This is a genomic window from bacterium (genome assembly GCA_035295165.1).
Classification (GTDB): Bacteria; Sysuimicrobiota; Sysuimicrobiia; order Sysuimicrobiales; family Segetimicrobiaceae; genus JAJPIA01.
Genome location: DATGJN010000080.1, coordinates 1 through 19,085, shown reverse-complemented (window position 1 = coordinate 19,085; position 19,085 = coordinate 1). Strand labels below are relative to the sequence as shown.

The following is a 19,085-nucleotide window of genomic DNA, read 5'->3' as shown; positions in this document are numbered from 1 at the left end:
CCTGGTTCCGATCCCTTGGTTATACTGGGCGCGGTGAGGGTATGGAGTTCGTCAGCCCTACATACGGTAGGCTCAGCTTCGAACGCATGTTCCAACAGCTCGTCGGCTACATGCAGGAACAGCCGGACCAACGGTACCACCTGATCATCGGGACGGACTCCCTGCTAGGCGACGACACCTGTTTCGTGACCGCCGTCGTGGTGCATCGCGTCGGTCGCGGGGGGCGGTATTTCTACCACAAGTTCCGAAACCGCAAGATCGAGAGCCTGCGACAGCGCATTCTCTACGAAACCTCGCTCAGCCTGGAGACGGCAAGCCAGCTCAGCGCCGAACTCGCGAAGAACGGTTACAGCGAACTGCCCGTGGAGATTCATCTGGACGTCGGCGACCGCGGGGAGACCAAGCGGGTGATTCGCGAGGTCGTCGGCATGGTCCAGGGCAGCGGCTACGCCGCGGTGACCAAACCCGACAGCTACGGGGCGAGCAAGGTCGCGGACCGCGAGACCGGGAAGTCGTCTCCGCGCGCGCGCACCGCCGTGCGCCGCCCCGCAGCGTTGAAAGGGAGCGCGGCGGGGGAGTAGCGGCGGGCCCGTCGCGTCCGCGGCGGGCCGGTTACGAAGGCAGGTCTTCCTTCTCGAGCACCATCTCAAGCGGATATTCGGCGGCGCAGCGCGCCAGGGCATCGCCCGCCTTGCGCAGGTTGCCGACGAGTTGGGTCGCCTCAGCGTGAGGCCGCGCTTCCTGTTCCATCCACTCCACAATGCTCTCGACCGCGGAACACACGTGTTCCAGCGCGATGTGGATGTCTTCGGATATCTTGATCCGACGCGTCGCGCCTTGGATCGATTCCGCCGGGAGTGTTCCTCCTCGAATTGCCCGAACTGCTCGGAGCGTTTGCGCCATCAGATCATCTTCTTCGTGCGGACTGGAAAAGCCACTATCCGTCAACGGCACTGTCGTTCTCCCCGTACGATAGATGTACACAGTGTTTCTGTGCCACCTCGACAATGCCTGCTACGATTCCAAATCAAATCGAATCAACTGCCGATCAAGAATGCGATGCATGCCGCGGCGCTCGGGTGCGCCACCGCCGCGCGCCAGGTCGAAACCCCTCGTCCAGATCCGACGACCGAATCGTTCACTCGACACACGTGCGGCGCCTCGGCTGCGGGAGGTGGAGCAGGAACTCGCCAACCGGCGTGCAATGACGTGATGCGCCGCCGTGAGGCGCGTGAGTCATCGTGCGGCGTGGCGCCCCGTGAGACGATCAATTGTGACGCGTGCAGATCTCGCCCGTTCTGTGCGGGCGGGCCTCGTGGCTGGCCTCCCGGCCCACGGGGACCCGTCTCTTTCCCGTGACGACGCGGTATTCGATCGCCTGGGCGTTCCCACGTATCTCGGCCCGGCCGCACTGGAGTTCGGCGCGATGTGGGGCGCGTGCGCGTTCTGGGAGGCGGTGGGGCGACAGGTCGTCGGGCCGGAGTTTGCGGAACGCCGAGAGGGAGTGGCGTTCTATCTTTCGGTCGATGAGTACCGATCGGATGGCAGTGCTGAATTACTCGCTTTGATCGAAGGACGCCACCGCCCCGACGGGGGAGTCTCTCTCACGCTTCACTTACCGGAGCGTGGGCCCGAGACGTCCGCGATGGCCGATGTGGTCTGGGACGGCCAACGCGAAACCCCAAGGGGAGGGATTCGTGTGCAGTTGAAGGAGTTGGTACACAGCCTCACCGACCTGATCTGGACGCTGGAGCGCGACAAGCCGCAGTCCGCCGAGGGGCCGATCCTCAGCTACGTGCAGGAAGCCGTCGCCGTCGAGATCGAGTATCGCCGGCGGATGCGCGACCTCGATCGCAGGCTGGCCGACATCGAAGGTGTGCAAGGGGTGTCGGTCTCGTCGTAACCTTCGGGCCGGCGCCTGGAACGCGCCGCGCCCGTCGCACGGACCGGCCGGGGCGGGCGTCGGAAGCGGCTGTGCAGAAGCTACCCGGCGTCGCTGACGCCGGGTCCCTGCGCCCGTTCCTCACCTGGCCGTCGTGTCGCGCGGCCGGATCTGTTTGAGCCCGCCCATGTACGGAACGAGCGGTTCCGGGATTGTCACGCTGCCGTCCGCCTGCTGATAGTTCTCCAGAATCGCCACGATCGTTCGCGGGACGGCGACGGCCGTGCCGTTCAGGGTATGCACGAACTCCGTGCCGGTCCGGTCTCGCCGCCGGAAGCGGACGTTGACCGCGCGCGCCTGGAAATCCGTGCAGTTGCTGCACGACTGCGTCTCCCCGTAGCCGTTCCGCCCGGGCATCCACGTCTCGATGTCGAACTTGCGTGCCGCCGGATCGCCGAGGTCGCCCGCGGCGATGTTCACGACGCGGTACGGGAGGTCGAGCGACTGCCAGAGGCGCTCCTCGAGGCTCAGGAGGAACTCCTGTTCGTCCCAGGAGCGGTCGGGGTGACAGTACGAGAACATCTCCACCTTGTCGAACTGATGTACCCGGAAGATGCCGCGGGTGTCCTTGCCGTGCGCGCCGGACTCCCGGCGAAAGCACGTCGAGATGCCGCAGAGCCGGACCGGTAACTGGGTTTCCTCCAGCACCTCCCCGGCGTGCATCGTCCCGAGGGCCATTTCCGACGTACCCGTCAACGCGAGATCTTCTCCCTCCACACGGTACACCATCTGGTCGTCGAGTTGCGCGCCGCCCATCATCCCGAGCAGGTTCTCCCGGCGAACGAGCACCGGCGTGATCGTCGGCACGAACCCCTCGGTCGATAGCTGGTCGACCGCGTAGCGGATCAGCGCGAGCTGCAACAGTGCTCCGTCGCGCCGCAGAAAGAAGAATCGAGACCCAGAGGTCTTGGCGCTGCGCTCCACGTCGAGGATGTCGAGGAGGGTGCCGAGTTCGACGTGGTCCCGCGCGGTGAACGGAAACGCCGGCGGCATGCCCACCGTCCGGATGGTTTGGCCGGCGTCGGCGCCGCCCTCCGGTACGGACGCATGGGGCGGGTTGGGGATGGTGCGCAGCGCTGCGGTCAGCTCGCGCTCGGCACTGTTGAGCGCAGGTTCCTCCGCCTTGATCTCGGCGGCCAGGCGCCGCAGCTCCTCGAGCCGCGCCGTCCGCTCCGGGTCCGCAAGGCGACGGATCTCATCGGAGGCGCGCTTCTGTCGGGCACGGAGCCCTTCCACACGGGCGAGGGTTTCTCGGCGCCGCTTGTCGAGCGCCAGCACTTCGTCGATCGCCCCCGGGTCCAACCCCCGTTTTCGCATCGACGCGCGAAACAAGTCGGGTTGCTCGCGCAGCAGCTTCAGATCGATCATCGGCGTGTCCTCGTCGTCCGCCGTGGGCGTCGACCGTGCGCCCGGCCGACGGTCCAGGGTCTCACAGGCGCACGTGCCTCACTGCGGTGATGCCGTCGGCAGTGGTCATCTCTTCGACCGCCGCCGCAGGGGGTGGCGCGTCCAGCGTCAACACCATCACCGCCTCGCCGCCAGCGTTCCGGCGACCCACGTGCATGTTGGCGATGTTGACGCGGTGGCGGCCGAGGATGGTCCCGACTCGGCCGATCATGCCCGGCCGGTCTGCGTTCCAGACGAACAGCATCTCCGGTGCCGGCGCGAGGTCGAGCTCCCAGCCGTTGAGCTGCGTGATCTTCGGTTCCCGATGTCCGAAGAGTGTGCCGCCGATGTGGAATGTTCCGTGCGAGGTCTGGATCTCCGCCAGGACCTGGCTCGCGAAGTCCTCGCACAGGTCCGTGCGTGACTCGCTGACCCGCAGGCCGCGCTCCTTGGCCACGACGACCGCGTTCACCGGATTGACCGGCTCGTCGGACACGTGGCGGAGCAACCCGACGAGAAACGCCGCCGTCAGCGGATCCGTCTGCAACTGCGCGACCTCTCCTTCGTAGCTGAGGGACACGGCGGCGACCTGGCCTTCTACGAGCTGTTGGGTGAGGCTGCCGAGGGTGTCGGTCAGCCGCATGAACGGATCAAGCCGCTGCCACACCTCCGTGCCGAGGGCCGGCGCGTTGACCGCTCCGCGCACCGGCGCGCCGTTGAGGGCCGCCAGCACCTGGTCCGCGATCTCCACGGCAATCAGCCGCTGGGCCTCGACGGTGGACCCGCCGAGGTGGGGTGTGGCGACGACGCGGGGGTGGCCGATCAGGGGGTGCCCGGGTCGGGGGGGTTCCTCCTCGAACACGTCGAGCGCGGCCCCGGCGATCGCCCCGCGGTTCAGGGCGTCGAGGAGTGCGGTTTCGTCCACGAGGCCCCCACGCGCGCAGTTCACGAGCCGCGCCCCGGGTTTCATGATCGCAAGCTCACCGGGGCCGATCAGGGCCGTGGTGTCCGACCGCAGCGGCACGTGGAGTGTGAGGATGTCGCTCTCCCGAAGAACCGCGTCCCAGGGCGCGAGTTCCACGTCCAGACGCCGCGCGCGTTCCTCGGTGACGTACGGGTCGTAGGCGAGGACGCGCATCTGAAACGCGCGGGCGCGCCGCGCGACCTCGCTGCCGATCTTCCCGAGACCGGCGACGCCAAGCGTCTTACCCGCCAGTTCGATGCCGAGGAACTTGTCGCGCGCCCACTCTCCGGCGGCCAACGAGGCGTGCGCCTGGGGGATGCGCCGCACCAACGACAGCACCATCGCCAGGGTGTGCTCGGCCGCGGCGGTCGTGCTGCTGTCCGGCGTGTTCAGGACGAGGATGCCCCGGCGGGTCGCCGCGTCCACGTCGATGTTGTCCACGCCAACACCGGCGCGGGCGATCACTCGGAGACGGCCGGCGTCGCGGAGCGCGCGCGACGTGACGCGCGTGCGGCTCCGCACGACGACCGCCTCGGCCTCCGGGAGGAGGCCGCACAGCTCATCCTCCGACAGCCCGCGGTGCACCACGACCTCCCCGGCGTCACGTAGCCGGTTCAGGCCTTCCTCCGCCAGCCCGTCGGCAACAAGAACGCGCATGGAACCGGTCGTTACCGCTGCGGCGCGGTCTCGAGCGCGAGCCGCGCCGCGGCCACGCCGGCTTCGGTCGCGACCGGGTGGCCCACATCGCCGAGGGAGCGGCCGAGCGTCTCGAGACCGGTGAGCAGCCACTCCGTCTTTGTGTATCCGAGGTGGCCGATCCGCACGGTGCTGCGATCCAAGCGTCCGATCCCGGCTCCAAGCAGCACGTCGTAGGCGTCGCGGGCGCGCGCCACCACGGCCTTGCCGTCCACGTTCTCCGGCATCAGCACGGGGGTCACCGAGTTGACGGCGTACGCGTCCTCGACGAGCGGGGCGAGGCCCATGCCCCGAACGCCGGCTCGGACCATCCGCGCCATCCGCCGGTGTCGCTCGAAAACTTGGGGCAGGCCCTCGTGGAGGATCAGCCCGACCGCCGCGTGCACCGCATAGGCGACCGTCATGGCGGTGGTGAACGGCGTGGAAGGGACGCGATCGTGAACCGCCGTCCGACCGCGGCCCAGATCGAGGTAGAACCGCGGCGTGGTGGACCGCTCGGCCGCCGTCCAGGCGCGGTCGCTCACGCTCACGAAGGCCATGCCCGGCGGACTCATCAGGGCCTTCTGCGACCCCGTGACGACGACGTCGACGCCCCAGGCGTCGGTCTCGAGGGGAATGGCCCCGAGGCTGCTGACGGCGTCGACCACCAGGAGCGCGGGGTGGTCACCGAGGGCCCCGCGGATCGCCCGCACATCGTTGTGGACGCCGGTGCTCGTTTCGCTCTGGGTGACTAGCACCGCGCGATATTCGCGCTTGGCGTCCCCCCGGATGCGCTCGCTGATCGCGTCGAGCGGCACGGGGTGGCCCCATTCAGCGGTGACGCGGTCGACGCGGGCCCCGTAGCGCTCCGCGATGGCGGCGAACCGCTCGCAGAAGGAGCCGTTGTTGATCGAGAGCACGCGGTCGCCCGCCGACAGGAAGTTCGTGACCGTCGCCTCGAGACCGCCCGTCCCGGAGGAGACGAGCGGGATGATGTCGTTTTTGGTCTGGAAGATCTCCTTTAGACCATCCATCGTTTCGCCCATCAGCCGGCCGAACGCCGGGCCGCGGTGGTTGGTCATCTGCCGGTCCATGGCCCGCAGCACCTCGGGCGGCAGTGGGGTGGGGCCGGGAATCAGCAGCAGGTTGGTTTGGGCCATCGCTCTCCTCCTCGTCACGCGTCTCAGGTGCGATCCGACACAAACAAAAAACGCTCTCGCCATACGGAGGCGAGAACGCTCGCGGTGCCACTCCATTTCCGGACCCCGCACAGGCGGTCCGGCGCTTGATCGCGGTAACGGGCGTACCCGGCAGTTCCTTCACGCGCGTGCCACCGCGCGATCCGACCGCGGCTCGAGAGTGGATGCCGTCCGTCCGTCTCCGCCGGGTTCCACCGCCACCGGCTCTCTTGGGGAGCGGCACGGGCCGACGCGTCTCCGTCATCGCCCTGCTCGGGGCATCATAGCATTATCGTCCGAGGAACGTCAACGGGACGGCCTCGGTTGGCGCAGGCGCCCGGACCGGCGCAGCAGGACCCCGCTTTCGTGCCGAAGAAAGGTGGCGGGCATCGAGCGCCCAGCTCCTCGACGTTGGGGGCTGCGGCCGTCGGAGAGGAGTTCCCCTGGGCGCCTACCTGCTTCGCCGCATGGCCCTCGCGGTTCCAACGGCGTTCGGCGTGCTCGTCGCTGTGTTTCTGTTGATCCGGCTTGTGCCTGGGGATGTCGTGACGCAGATGGTCAGCCTGGAAGCGTCGATCTCCCCCCAGCGCGTCGCAGAACTCCGGCGGATGTTCGGCCTCGACCGACCGCTGGCCGCGCAGTTGGCCGCGTACCTCGCCGGCGTCGCGGAAGGCGACTTGGGGAAGTCGCTGCGCACGGGGCTGCCGGTCGGTCCGGAGCTCGCTCACCGGTTTCCGGTCACGATCGAGCTGTCCTGCCTCGGGCTCGGGGTCGCCCTCGTGATCGGCATTCCGACCGGCATTGCCGCAGCCCTCCAACGCGGGCGCGCCGGCGACTATCTCGCGAACATCTTCGTGCTGCTCGGTCTGTCGGTGCCGTCGTTTTGGCTGGCCGTGCTGTTGATCCTGCTCTTCTCGCTGCGCCTCGGCTGGCTCCCGCCGACCGGGTACTACGCGCCCAGCGACGGGGTCGGCGCCAACCTCACGCACATGGTGCTGCCCGCGGTATCTCTCGGCCTTGCGCTTGCGGCGGCAATCGCCCGCATCGTGCGCAGCAGTCTCCTGGAGGTGCTGACGCGCTCGTACGTCAGGACCGCGCGGGCGAAGGGCCTGGACGAGCCGCGCGTGATCCTGTGGCACGCACTGCGGAACGCGCTGATTCCCGTGGTCACCGTGATCGGTCTCCAATTCGGGACGCTGCTCGGCGGAGCGGTGATCATCGAGCAGATCTTCAGCCTGCCGGGAATCGGCCGGTACGCGCTCGAAGGGATCAACCTCCGCGACTACCCGGTCATCCAGGGCGCGGTGCTGGCGATCGCGCTGTCGTTTGTGTTCGTCAATCTCTGCGTGGACGTCTTCTATGGTTTCCTCGACCCTCGCGTCCGCTACGGCTAACGTCGTCGCCGGGCGCCTGCGCGGCCTTGGCACGCGCGTCGTGCGGCACGTCGGCGCGCGGGTGGGGGTCGTGTTGCTCGGGCTGGTCGTCGCCGGTGCGCTCGGCGCTCCGGTGCTCACGCGCTACGATCCCATCCAGGTCGCGCCCGCGTTGCGCCTGCAGGCGCCGAGCGCGGCGCATCTGTTCGGAACCGACCTGTACGGGCGGGACATCTTCGCGCGCGTGCTGTACGGCGGTCGGATCTCGCTTGGGGTGGGCGTGTTTTCCGTCGGCTTTGCGCTCCTCAGCGGCGGGACCCTCGGGGCGCTGTGCGGCTACTGGGGTCGGACGTTCGATGCCGCGGTGATGCGCGTGTCGGACGTCGTGCTCGCGTTTCCCGCGATTCTGCTCGCGATCGCGCTGCTGGCGTTTCTGGGCGGTGGGTTCTGGAACGTGGTGATCGCGATCGCCGTCGTGTACGCGGCGCCGATGGCGCGCGTCGCGCGGGCCGCCGTGTTGACCGTGCGCCACGAGGAGTACGTCGACGCCGCGCGGGCGGTCGGCGCCGGGGACGCCCGCATCCTGCGGCGTCACATCCTACCGAACGCGGCGGCGCCGCTCATCGTCGAGAGCACGCTGCGACTCGCGTTTGCGATCCTGGCGGAGGCGGCCCTGTCGTTCCTGGGACTCGGCACGCAGCCGCCGGCGCCGAGTTGGGGGCAGATGGTCGCGGAGGGGCGCGCCGTGATGCAGTTCAGCGTGTGGCCGGCGATGGGGCCCGGCCTCGCGATCACGATGACGGTGCTGGGGTTCAACCTGCTGGGTGACGGCGTGCGGGACGCGTTGGACCCGCACCTGCACGGGATCGGATAGATCGATCAGGGGAGGTACAGGATGCGGACGATGCGGTGGCTCGTGGTGGTCAGCATGGTACTGTTCCTGGTTCTGCCGGCCGCGCTCGCGCAGGCGCCGGGGCCGCGGTACGGGGGCACGCTGCGCGCGGGGATGCAGACCGACCCCGTCGGGCTGGACCCGCACACGACGACCGCGACGGCGACGCGGAACATGATGGAGAACGTCTACGACACCCTCGTGACGGTCGACCCATCGCTGCACGTTCTTCCCAGCTTGGCCGCGTCGTGGACGACCTCGACGGACGGGTTGACCTGGACCTTTCATCTTCGGCCGAACGTGAAGTTTCACAACGGCCGGTCGATGACCGCGGACGACGTCGTGTACTCGCTGAACCGTATCCGCGATCCGAAAACGAAATCGCCGCGCGCGTCGGACTTCGCGATCATCGACACCGTCACGGTTGCGGGGCCGCTCACCGTTGCGATTCGGCTCAAGCAGCCGTTCTCGCCGCTCCTGGCCAAGCTGGCCCTGTCCACGAACGTGATCGTGCCCCACGAGATCGTGGAGCGGGACGGGGACCTCAACAAGGAACCCGTGGGGACGGGGCCGTTCCGGTTCGTCGGGTATACTCCACAGCAGCGCATGATCCTGGTGCGGAGCGGCGACTTTTGGGGCACCGACGCGACCGGGCGGCGCCTCCCCTACATCGACCGCATCGAGTTCGTATTCTATCCTGACGCGGTCGCCCGCTCGACGGCGCTCCGGACGGGGAACGTGGACTGGATCGAGTACGTGCCCTCGTCGGACGTGCAGAGCCTACGGGCCGATCCGAACGTCGAGGTGATCGGGGGGCTCTCTGCCAACTTCCGCGGTCTCTACATCAACAACACGGTCGCGCCCTTCAACAACGTGAAGGTCCGTCAGGCGATGGCGTGGGCGATCAACCGCAAGGAGATCGTGGACACCGCGCTGTTCGGCGTGGGCGGCGTCGTCGCCACCGGCACCGCGATCCCGCCCGGGAACTACTACGCGCTGAGGAAGAACGTGTACGACAAGGTCGATCTCGACCGCGCGAAGCGCTTGATGGCGGAGGCCGGGTTCCCGAACGGGCTGGACGCGGACCTGTACGTGACCAGTACGTACGATTTTCTCCGGACGCCGGCCGAGCTCATTCAGGCGCAACTCGCCAAGATCGGCATCCGGACCAAGATCGTCGCGGCGGATTGGAGCGTCTATCTCCCGACCGTGTTCCAGAAGCACTTCACGCTCACGATTCTCGGGACGTCCGGCCAGACCGATCCCGACGACTTCCTCTACAACAACTTCCATACGGGCGCCGGCAGCAACTTTGAGGGCTATTCCGACGCGCAGTTCGACAAGCTCGTCGAGCAGGCGCGCCTCGTGGCCGTCGACTCAAAGCGTCGGGCGCTGTACGATCAGGCCCAGCTGCGGCTCCAGGACACCGTCCCGATGGTGTTCCTGTTCCACTCGACGCAGTACGAGGCGGCGCGGCGAAACGTGCACGGCTATCAGCACTACCTCAACACGTCGTACATCGGTCTGCGGACGACCTGGATGACCGAGAAATAGCGCGCCCTGCGGGCACACGTCACCGGGCGCGGGCGGGCCGATCAGGCGTGAGGACGGCCCGTCACGTCGTCGGCGTCGCGGATCGAGCCGGCGCGGGGAGCGCCTCGAGATAGGCCGCAAACACGGGGTTGGCGAGCGCCCCCGGCCGCTGGCGCCGCACGAGGTCGACGGCCTCCGCGCCGGTGATCCCGAAGATCTTCATGGCCACAAGCGCGTTGATGAGTCCCGAGCGGCTTTTGCCGCGGTGGCAGTGGACGAGTATCTTGTGGTTCAGTTGAATGAGGCGCACCACGGTGTCAACCAGGACGTTCAGGATCGTGAGATCGGGGAGCTCCGCATGGTCCGCGATCGGCCAGAAGATGTAGAGGATCGAGTTGGGTTCCGTCGGCACGCCGGGGTCCAGCGTCCCGAAGAGGTCGACGACCGTATCGATGCCGAGGGCGTGAATCGACGCCCACTCGGCCGCTTCCTCCGGCGCGCCGCTTTGATACAGGCGGTCCTTGAGGATCTCAAAGATCTCCATGAAACTCCCCCTCTCGCTGGAGTGTGTCGGTGCGCGGCGCGGCCGGCGCGGGCGCCGGCTACGCGCGACCCGCCGCGGGAGGGGCAGCGCCCGACGAGGCGGGGGCGTGCCAGGCCGGTGCCACCATCTCGGCGAATGCGCGGGCGAGATGCGGCAGGCGGCGGTCCCGATGGTAGACGAGCAGAATCTCTCGCGTGATCCGTACCCCGTCGATCGGTGCGATGCAGAGACGGCCCGCGGCGACGTCGATCGCCACCGCCCACCGCGAGAGGATCGACACGCCCAGATTGGCGGCCACGGCTTGTTTGACCATCTCCGCGCCTTCGAGTTCCATCGCGGGCGTGAGGTGGGCGCCGACACGATGCAGCGCCTCGTCCACGACCTCGCGGGTGCCGGATCCGCGTTCGCGCAGAATGAACGGCTCGCCGGCGAGGTCCGGGGTCGCCACCGACGGCATCGACGCGAACCGATGGCCGGGTGCCGTGATCAGCACCAGCTCGTCGGTGGCGATCGGCACGGCCTCGACGTCCCGCTGGGTGACGTGTCCGCCCACAACGCCGAGGTCCAACTCGCGCTGCAGCAGCATCTCCTGGATGCGCCGCGTCCCGGCGATCCGCAGGCCCAATTCGACGTGCGCGTACTGCTCGCGGAACCGACTCAACAGTCCTGGCAGCAGGTAGGCCCCGGGCGTCGACGTCGCGCCGATCAGGAGTCGACCCCGGCGGAGGCCCTTGACCTCGTCGATCGCGCCGCGCGTCTCGTCGATGAGCGCCAGGATCCGGCCGGCATAGGCATCGAGGATCCGGCCCGCTTCGGTCATCCGGGCGGCCTTCCCCGCCTGCTCGAAGAGCTCGACGCCGAACTGGCGCTCTAGATCTCCGACCTGGATGCTCACGGACGGCTGGCTGATTTTCAGTTCAGCCGCCGCGCGCGAGAAGCTGCCGGATCTGGCCACGGTGTGAAAGATTTTGAGTTGGTGGAGGTTGATCGCCATGGCGGTTCTCCCACATGTGCTACCACTCACTATAACAGGGGCCTGCGCCGATGAGGAGGGGCATTCATCATGCGGCCCCGCCGCCGGCGCCGGTGCTACAATGAGGACACGACGGCGCCCCCGCGGTCAGGATCCGCGGGCGCGGGAGGCGCGGACGGGGAGGACGCGATGACCGAGCGCGACCGGATCAGGCTCACTAGCATGGTGGCCTGCGCCGGCTGAGCATCCAAACTGAGTCCGACGGACCTGGCGCACGTGTTGCGCCACCTGCCACCGATCACCGACCCTGCCGTCCTCGTGGGTACCAACACCGCGGACGACGCGGGGGTGTATCGGCTTACGCCCGAACTCGCCCTCGTCGAGACCGTGGACGTGTTCACGCCCGTGGTGGACGAGCCCTACTGGTTCGGCGCGATTGCCGCCGCCAACGCACTCAGCGACGTATACGCGATGGGTGCGGTTCCGCGCCTCGCGCTTAACATCGCGGCGTTCCCGAGGACGGCGCTGCCCCTGGATGTCCTCGGAGAGATCCTCCGCGGCGGCGCGGACAAGTGCTCCGAGGCCGGCGTCACCGTGATCGGCGGGCACACGATCGACGATCCCGAGCCGAAGTATGGGCTCGCGGTGACCGGGTTTGTGCACCCAGACCGCGTCGTGACCAATGCGTCCGCGCGCCCCGGGGACATCCTGGTCCTCACGAAGCCGCTCGGGATGGGCGTGATCACCACCGGAATCAAACAGGGCCGCACGTCGCGCGAGACGGCCGACGAGGTGATTCGCATCATGGCCACGCTGAACCGGGCCGCGGCGGACGCGATGGTCGCGACCGGCGTGTCCGCCGCGACAGACGTGACGGGGTTTGGACTGCTCGGACACCTCCACGAGATGACGCGCGCGGCCGCGGTGCGCGCGCACCTCCGCCTCTCGGCGGTTCCCGTGCTCGAAGAGGCCTGGACGCTGGTCCGGCAGCGGACGATCCCGGGCGGGACGGAGCGTAACCGGGCCGCGCTCGAAGAGGCCGTCGTCTGGGACGGTGTCGCCGAGGACGCGCAGGTCATCGTGTGCGACGCGCAAACCTCGGGCGGCCTGCTGATCGCGGTGCCTGGGGACCGTCTCGAGCGGCTGTGTGGAGCGTTGCGCGAGCGGGGGACCTTGGCCGCCGTCGTCGGCGAGATCACGGGGCCGGGGCTCGGCGAGATCACCGTTACCGCGCGGTGAGGGTGGACGCGCGCTCACGCCCGCGATCGGCCCGGGCGGGCCCGCGCTCGCCCGGAAGCGCCTGCGGGCGCGGTGACCGCGACGGTGTCGCGCCCGCGGGGATTCCTGAGATGCGTGCGCGCGTACACGAACAGGTGCTGCTGGGCGTAGCCCGCGAGCGGGCCGAAGCGATCTCGTGCGAACGCGCGGATCTCCCGCAACGGTCTCGGCCGGCCGCCGAAGTACAGCCGCTCCACTGCGCGCCGGACCCACACATCGACCGGGAACGTCGTGACGTGGCCAAGCGCGAACAGCAGGACGCAGTCGGCCACTTTGTCGCCGATGCCGGGGAGTTCGCGCAGCGCCTCGCGCGCCTCGGCCTCGGGTATGCGCCGGAGCCGGTCGAGATCGAGCCGCCCCTCCGCCACACGCCGCGCCGCCTCGCGCACGTAGGGTGCTCGATAGCCGAGGTGGCAGGCGCGGAGCGTCGCCGGGTGCGACGCGGCGAGCCGCGCCGGTGACGGAAACGCGTAGGCGCCGTCGCCGAGGGGTGCTCCGAGCGCGCGGGCGAGACCTTCGATCGATCGGGTGATCTTCGGGATGTTGTTGTTCTGGGAGACGATGAACGAGATTAGGACCTCCCACGGGTCCTGAACCAGCAGCGCAATGCCGTGCGTACGCGGCAGCACGCGCGCGAGCACGGCGTCTGCGGCGAGGCGCGCTTCGATACGGTGCAGCCCGGGTGCGTCGCCGCCCGAACGCGTGGCGTCCGGGGACGGCAGCGTCAGGTAGCGCGCAAGCGCGTCGCGCGCGGTCGGGGTGCCTGGCGCCAGCAGATGAACGCCTCGAGCGTCTTGTGTGACGCGGAGCCGGTGGGAGCCCACGATCCCGGTGGCCACATCGGGGCCGCCGTTCCTTGTCTCCCAACGCCATCGGAACGCCTGCCCGGAGTCGAGCGTGCGCCGGAGGTGGACCCCGGCCGCCTCGAGCGTCCACGCGGGCATGCCTAGACCTCCAGCAGATCCACCCCGTCTACGACGAACTGCGACCACGATTCCAGGCGGGGGTACGCGGCGCGGACCTCCTCGCGCGTGGCAAACGCGCCCGCGAGCTTGGAGGTCTCGCGGACGCGCACGTCCGGTGACGGAAGATCGGCCACGTACACGAGGCCGAAGTGCACGCGTCCGACGGCCTCGACGTCGTCGTTGAGGAGGCCGATCGGCTTGGCGCGCCATCCCGCGGGCAGGTCGACCTCCTCGGTCAACTCCCGTTCCATCCCCGCCGCCACCCGGTCCGCCGCACCGTCGCCATCCCCGGGATTGATGTGCCCGCCGAGGCCGATCGAGAGTTTGTCGCGCAGCCTCGCTTCGGAGCCGCCGCGCGTGCGCTCGACGAGAAAGATGCGCGCGTCGTGGCGGAGGACCACGTAGGGGATGATCTGCTTGAGACTCGCGTCCTCTTCGACCTGATCCCTTGGCGCGAAGAACGCGTACCCCTCGATCGTGGTCAGGTACGCCGAGAGTCCCTCGCGGCAGAATCCGTGAAACCCTCCGTGCGGCAACAGCCGAGCACGCGGAACGACCAGGACCTGTTCGGGCATACGATCCTGTTGTCCCTGGATGCCCGGAACTCCTTCGCGCGGCCCGACCGTCTTGGGTCAGGCGTTTCGAACCTCGTAGTCCACGAGCACGTCGTCCTCGGCGTGGATCTTGCCGATCAGGATGCCGGGATCGGGGGTGAACAGGTGGGGGAGAATCAGCGGAATGTCCGCGGGCACCGGCAGGGAGGCGATGTCGGACAGCGGCACCCACCGCAGCGTCCCTTCGTCCGTCGCGATGGGGTCGGGGTCTCCCGCCGGCCGATCCCCCACGAACACAAACAACAGCCACTGGGCACCGGTCGTCCGGCTGATCACCGTCAGCAGCGCGCGCAGCCTGATCTTGCGGAGGTGGAACCCCGTCTCTTCGTGGACTTCGCGCAGACAGGCTTCGTACGGATCTTCGTCCCGCTCGATCTTGCCGCCGGGGGCGTTGTACAGCCCCTGGTTGGGCGGGTGACGACGCTGGAGCAGAAGCACGCGGTCGCCGTACCGGATGAAGCAGAGCGTCCGCAGGTAGGTCGTTGCCCTGGGGTTACCCTCCGGCATCTCCCGGCGATCCTAGCGCTCCACCGACGACGCGCATCGGCGCGGCACGCCACCCGAGCCCAGGGTGTCGCTGCACGCCGCGGATCCAGGGAGCCAACCGTGCATCGCGATGGAACGGCCCTAGTGCGCCTGAAGCTTTACGAGACCGGCGCGTGCCCAACCCTCGAACACACTATCGTAGAAGCTGCCGTGCACGCTGAGTGCCTTCTGAAATTGCTGCGTCGCATCGGCGACACGGCTTTGCAGTTCATAGACGCGTCCGAGCGTGATGTAGTACAGCGCGTAGTTGGGGTCCAGGCGGATGGCGTTCTGAAGCTCCGTGATCGATTCCGACAGGTGGCCCAGCAGCCCGAGCGCGGCGCCATAGCGCCAGTGCAGGTCTGCGGTGAGCGGAGACTGGTTCACCGTGTCCTTGAGCTTCGCAAGTTCCGCAGCGGTTGCAGCCTGCCACTGAAATGTCACGTCGCTCGCGGGCGCGTTGTTGATCAGGATCTGAACATGCCAGGTTCCCGTGTGGGACTCGAGGTCCGTGCCCAGGATGTACAACGGGGCGGCGAAGTCGAAGTCCTTGGGGTTCCCTCGATGGGCGGGTATCTTGGCCTGTACCGCATAGGCGGATCCCGACGGATCCGCGAGGCGCAGCGCGACCGTTGTGTCCGGCGCGAGTGCTTTGATCCGGACGATCGCATACGGTACGTCTGTGTTGACGAACGTGGTCGCGGGATCGACGGGCGTCAGCAGCCCCGATCCGAACACCGACGCCGACTTGACCCCGTGCGCCAGCGTGACCGACTCGACCTGATTCACCTGACCGGTCGCCGACCCCGGGGAGGTCTGAGCCCCGGACCAGAGCGGCGCCGCGCCTTCCAGCGCGAGGAGCACGCCCGTCAACCATAGGACCGCCTTCCATCGCACGCCGCTCATGTGTCCGCACCGCCCAGCTGTCGGGTTCAAGGGAAGTGAATGACCGCCCCGTTCGTGCTCAGGCGGAAGCCGCAGGCGCGAGCCTCGCGGCCGGCCGCCGTTTCACCGCTAGCGCAGGATCATGTGCCCCGTTGCCGCGAGAATCAGCAGCGCCAACAACACAAACACCATGAAAGGCACCCCCTGGCTACTAGGTTCAACCGCTTGTTTTCCCTGCACGGCCCCGGCGCAAACATTCCAGATAGACCGATGAGGGGGGTGACCCCCCTCATCGAAAGAAACCGGCGTCCCGCTGCAGCGTCGCGATCAGCGGACGATGAGGTGGCCGGTTGCCCACAATGTGATGCCGATGAGTGCGAGAAACGCTACGAGTGCCACCACGTTCACCTCCTCCGCGACAAGTTGTCAACTCTCTCATTTCGAGAAAATCCGGCGAATTCCTCTTTAGGAGCCAACGGGCCGCCAGGATCGGGCCGCAGCGCCCGGAGACGCCGTCCGGTCGTGCCGCGGCCTCCTCTTCTTGAAGGGACGTCCCCGACGCGGGCGAAACCTTCCGACGCAGGGCTCGCACGGCTCACGAGGCCCGTCGCAAGGAGGCATGCCATGGCTGCGGAGTACGTCTTCACGTCGCTCAACGCGCTGCCCGGTAAGGAGATTGCGAAGGGTGTGACCATGCGTCCGCTCGCGGGAGCGCATGTGATGATCAGCTGCGTCGATTTGTCGCCCGATTCCACCGTGGCCCTTCACTCGCACCCGCATGAGCAACTGGGCGTGGTGCTCGAGGGGCAGATTGAGATGCAGATCGGTGAGGAGCGGCGGGCGCTGCGGCCGGGGGATGCCTATGTGATCCCGGGCGGTACGCGCCACGCCGCCCGTGCGTCCGGCGGCCCCGCGCGGGTGCTGGATGTCTTCTACCCGCTGCGGGAGGAATATCTAAGGGGCTGAACGCCGCGCAGACCTGCGTCTGCACGACCGGACCAACGGCCCTCGCCCGCTCAAGCCCGGCTACCGACGGCCGGCCCGCGTCCCTCTGATCAACGAGGTTCGCTTCTCTCTCGTGTTAGCGGTAGAGCGTCGACAGATAGGGCACCTCGATGAACAGCAGGCCCGCCAGGAAGATCGCGCCGAAGATCAGCCCCAGAATCCAGAAGTCTTTCCGGCTGATGTAGCCGCTCCCGAAGTAGATGGGCCCCGGACCGGTCGCATAAGGAGTCAGGATTCCCATGAGGCCCAGGGTGTACAGAAGCGCCAGGGCGAGCAACTTGATCGGAACGCCGGGGACGCCCGCCGCCGCGACCAGGAACACGGGGAGCAGCGCGGCCGTGTGCGCCGTGATGCTCGCGAACATGTAGTGCATCAGGAAGAAGAGCGCCACCGAGGCCAGGACGAACGTCATGATCGGCACGCCGTGCAACACCCCTGCCGCCCCGTGCGCGAACCACGCGAGGAAACCGACCCGGCTGAGCCCGTCGGCGAGGGTGACCAGCGTGGCGAACCAGATCAACACGTTCCACGCTTGCCGGTTCCCCAATGCGTCGTCCCACGAGATGACCCCGAGCACGATCATCAGCGCGACGATCCCCACCGCCACGGCGGTCGCGTTGATCCAACTCGCGCCGCCGATCCAGAGCGTCAGCGCCAGAATCACGAGCGCCGCCATCTTGAGCTCTCCCGCGGTCAGAGGGCCGATCTTCTTCAGCTCGCTGGCGGCCCAGGCCGGCACGTTGTCACTGCGCTTGATCTCCGGAGGGTACAGCCAGTAGATCACAAGCGGCACGCTGAGGAACAGGAGGATTCCGAGCGGCAGGAATCCCATGAACCACTGGCCCCAACTGAAACTGACCTTCGCCATCTTGGCCACGAGCGCCACGCCGAGCAAATTCGGCGCGACGCCGGTGAGGAACATCGAGCTCGTCACGCACGTGGTGGCCAGCGCCGTCCAGATCAGGTATGACCCGATCCTTCGCGCCGTCTGCCCCGGGAGCGACCCGTACAACGGGGGGATGCTCTCGACGATGGGGTAGATGGTGCCGCCGCTGCGGGCGGTGTTCGAGGGGGTGAACGGGGCCAGCACCAGGTCGCTTAGGGCCACCGCGTATCCCAGCCCGAGGGTCCGCCCGCCAAGCGCTTTGACCAAGGACAGCGCGATGCGCCGGCCAAGGCCGGTCTTTTGATATCCGAGGGCCACCATGTAGGCTGCGAAGATCAGCCAGACGGTGGTGTCGGAAAACCCCGATAGCCCCCAGGTGATCGATGCCGCGGGCCGAGGATAAGGCCGAGCGCGGTGGCGAGACCGACGCCGATCAGGCCGACCGCAGCGCCGGGGAGCGGCTCGAGGATGAGTGCGGCGATCACGCCCGCGAAGAGCGCGAAGTAGAGCCAAGCCGCGCGCGTCAGTCCGGGAAACGGTCCGATCAGCGCGATCGCCAGGGCCAGCAGCACCGGCAGAAACGGCTTCCAGTTGAAGCCCGGATGTTCTCGGATTGCACGCGGTGCCCCGGCGGTGATGACTTTCATCTCGCCACCTCCCTTAGGTGCGCGGGCGCGACCGATGCGTGCGCACGTTCGCCCGGACGGCACAGGAGCCGCCGCGCCAAATCTATCACTCCGACTTCCCCCTCGGTATCGGGTTGACCACCGATTCTCCAATCAGGCATGCAGTGCATACACGGGCCGATCGTGCCCCGCGGCCTGCGGGCGCGTGGAGGCCCTGACTGGATGGGAAACTGTGGGTGGCGCGGTGCGTCCTCGGGCGCCGGTCAGGACGCCGGCGCGTGGCGCTCGATTGCGGAGCGTACGAGGTCGGCCAGCCAGATCGCAAGTTCCGCCCGCGTGATGGCCCCGGACCCGGCGGCCGGTTCGGGCGCGGTGGCACCGGGCACGCTGAGCGCGATCAGGGTGGCGGCCGCGTCCCGGCGCAGCGGAAGAACGTCGTCCTCGGGCGCCGGCTCCAACGCGGCCGATTCCGGATCGGCGGTCCCGCCCCACTTGCGGATGCTCGCCGCCGCGGCGGCGATCCGCCGTTTTCCTTCGTCCGTGCGCATCGCGAGGTCGGGGGAGAAGTGCAGGTCTGCGTCGTTCCCCTCCCAGATGCGCTCGACGGCGAGCAGTTGTGTCGCCGCAAACGCAGGGTGCCGGAGCGGGACATCGTCGTACCAGTAGACGGGAATCTGTTCGTCGAGCAGCAAGAGCTGCACCCTGCGGCGAAGATCGGCACGGGCGGCGAGCGCCTGCGGCGTCACCCCGGCGCGCAGGCAAAACACCGCCACGGTCGCCGCCGCGTCGCCCACGGCCCATTCCGCCGGATGGAGGCGGTACGCGCCGTTTGTGATGTGGG

At 68.2% G+C, this 19,085-nt stretch carries 19 protein-coding genes and 1 pseudogene; 8 read left to right on the top strand and 12 right to left on the bottom strand.

What is annotated here, in order from left to right; all coding sequences use genetic code 11:
• The first annotated feature begins 41 nt into the window (after positions 1-41).
• Positions 42-581, top strand: a complete 540-nt coding sequence (locus tag VKZ50_12585) for a ribonuclease H-like YkuK family protein (protein ID HLJ60555.1) — start codon at positions 42-44, stop codon at positions 579-581.
• 31 nt (positions 582-612) lie between these two features.
• Here the strand turns inward: VKZ50_12585 and VKZ50_12580 are convergent, their stop codons facing one another.
• A complete protein-coding gene (locus tag VKZ50_12580) occupies positions 613-954 on the bottom strand; it encodes a hypothetical protein (GenBank protein ID HLJ60554.1) in 342 nt (113 codons plus the stop codon).
• 691 nt (positions 955-1,645) lie between these two features.
• Between VKZ50_12580 and VKZ50_12575 the strand changes: the two genes are divergently transcribed.
• On the top strand, positions 1,646-1,903 hold the full coding sequence (locus tag VKZ50_12575; protein ID HLJ60553.1) for a hypothetical protein: 258 nt from the start codon (positions 1,646-1,648) through the stop codon (positions 1,901-1,903).
• Positions 1,904-2,023: 120 nt separating this feature from the next.
• Here the strand turns inward: VKZ50_12575 and serS are convergent, their stop codons facing one another.
• The 3 genes from serS to VKZ50_12560 form a co-directional block, all read right to left on the bottom strand.
• Complete coding sequence (gene serS, locus VKZ50_12570) at positions 2,024-3,310, bottom strand: serine--tRNA ligase (GenBank protein HLJ60552.1); 1,287 nt, start codon at positions 3,308-3,310, stop codon at positions 2,024-2,026.
• 61 nt (positions 3,311-3,371) lie between these two features.
• Complete coding sequence (gene serA, locus VKZ50_12565) at positions 3,372-4,949, bottom strand: phosphoglycerate dehydrogenase (protein HLJ60551.1); 1,578 nt, start codon at positions 4,947-4,949, stop codon at positions 3,372-3,374.
• A gap of 11 nt (positions 4,950-4,960) precedes the next feature.
• A complete protein-coding gene (locus VKZ50_12560; protein HLJ60550.1) occupies positions 4,961-6,127 on the bottom strand; it encodes an alanine--glyoxylate aminotransferase family protein in 1,167 nt (388 codons plus the stop codon).
• A gap of 461 nt (positions 6,128-6,588) precedes the next feature.
• Between VKZ50_12560 and VKZ50_12555 the strand changes: the two genes are divergently transcribed.
• From VKZ50_12555 to VKZ50_12545, 3 genes are read left to right on the top strand one after another with little or no spacing between them, the layout of a single operon-like run.
• Positions 6,589-7,539 carry an ABC transporter permease gene (locus tag VKZ50_12555; protein HLJ60549.1) on the top strand — a complete coding sequence of 317 codons (951 nt, stop codon included), beginning with the start codon at positions 6,589-6,591 and terminating at the stop codon, positions 7,537-7,539.
• Positions 7,505-8,392: an ABC transporter permease gene (locus VKZ50_12550; GenBank protein HLJ60548.1), complete on the top strand. Its 888-nt coding sequence runs from the start codon at positions 7,505-7,507 to the stop codon at positions 8,390-8,392. Before VKZ50_12555 ends, VKZ50_12550 begins: the two co-directional genes overlap by 35 nt.
• Positions 8,393-8,413: 21 nt before the next feature.
• Positions 8,414-9,964: an ABC transporter substrate-binding protein gene (locus tag VKZ50_12545; protein ID HLJ60547.1), complete on the top strand. Its 1,551-nt coding sequence runs from the start codon at positions 8,414-8,416 to the stop codon at positions 9,962-9,964.
• 61 nt (positions 9,965-10,025) lie between these two features.
• On the opposite strand, the gene VKZ50_12540 is transcribed toward VKZ50_12545, so the two are convergent.
• Together VKZ50_12540 and VKZ50_12535 are read right to left on the bottom strand one after the other, a co-directional pair.
• Positions 10,026-10,487, bottom strand: a complete 462-nt coding sequence (locus tag VKZ50_12540; protein HLJ60546.1) for a dual specificity protein phosphatase — start codon at positions 10,485-10,487, stop codon at positions 10,026-10,028.
• Between the two features lie 58 nt (positions 10,488-10,545).
• Positions 10,546-11,481 carry a LysR family transcriptional regulator gene (locus VKZ50_12535; protein HLJ60545.1) on the bottom strand — a complete coding sequence of 312 codons (936 nt, stop codon included), beginning with the start codon at positions 11,479-11,481 and terminating at the stop codon, positions 10,546-10,548.
• A gap of 69 nt (positions 11,482-11,550) precedes the next feature.
• Here VKZ50_12535 and VKZ50_12530 point away from each other — a divergent pair, with 69 nt between their 5' ends.
• The gene (locus VKZ50_12530) at positions 11,551-11,703 is read left to right on the top strand and encodes a hypothetical protein (GenBank protein HLJ60544.1); all 153 of its coding nucleotides are present in this window, start codon (positions 11,551-11,553) and stop codon (positions 11,701-11,703) included.
• Positions 11,683-12,699 (top strand): selenide, water dikinase SelD, encoded by a 1,017-nt coding sequence (selD, locus tag VKZ50_12525; GenBank protein HLJ60543.1) that lies wholly within the window; start codon positions 11,683-11,685, stop codon positions 12,697-12,699. Before VKZ50_12530 ends, selD begins: the two co-directional genes overlap by 21 nt.
• A gap of 14 nt (positions 12,700-12,713) precedes the next feature.
• On the opposite strand, the gene VKZ50_12520 is transcribed toward selD, so the two are convergent.
• The 4 genes from VKZ50_12520 to VKZ50_12505 all read right to left on the bottom strand — a co-directional run bounded on the left by VKZ50_12520 (position 12,714) and on the right by VKZ50_12505 (position 15,748).
• Entirely contained in the window at positions 12,714-13,682 is a 969-nt protein-coding gene (locus VKZ50_12520) for a DNA glycosylase (GenBank protein ID HLJ60542.1), read from the bottom strand.
• A 2-nt stretch (positions 13,683-13,684) separates the two neighbouring features.
• Entirely contained in the window at positions 13,685-14,278 is a 594-nt protein-coding gene (locus tag VKZ50_12515) for a hypothetical protein (protein HLJ60541.1), read from the bottom strand.
• Between the two features lie 57 nt (positions 14,279-14,335).
• Positions 14,336-14,824, bottom strand: coding sequence for an 8-oxo-dGTP diphosphatase (locus tag VKZ50_12510; protein ID HLJ60540.1), 489 nt, complete (start codon positions 14,822-14,824; stop codon positions 14,336-14,338).
• Positions 14,825-14,944: 120 nt separating this feature from the next.
• Positions 14,945-15,748 (bottom strand): tetratricopeptide repeat protein, encoded by an 804-nt coding sequence (locus tag VKZ50_12505; protein ID HLJ60539.1) that lies wholly within the window; start codon positions 15,746-15,748, stop codon positions 14,945-14,947.
• Positions 15,749-16,351: 603 nt separating this feature from the next.
• On the opposite strand from VKZ50_12505, the gene VKZ50_12500 reads away from it, so the two are divergent.
• A complete protein-coding gene (locus VKZ50_12500; protein ID HLJ60538.1) occupies positions 16,352-16,693 on the top strand; it encodes a cupin domain-containing protein in 342 nt (113 codons plus the stop codon).
• A gap of 115 nt (positions 16,694-16,808) precedes the next feature.
• Here the strand turns inward: VKZ50_12500 and VKZ50_12495 are convergent.
• Both VKZ50_12495 and VKZ50_12490 read right to left on the bottom strand, forming a co-directional pair.
• Positions 16,809-18,265: pseudogene (locus VKZ50_12495) on the bottom strand (DASS family sodium-coupled anion symporter).
• 242 nt (positions 18,266-18,507) lie between these two features.
• Positions 18,508-19,085, bottom strand: a 578-nt coding sequence (locus VKZ50_12490) for an FAD-dependent oxidoreductase (GenBank protein HLJ60537.1), incomplete at its 5' end; no start/stop codon positions are given.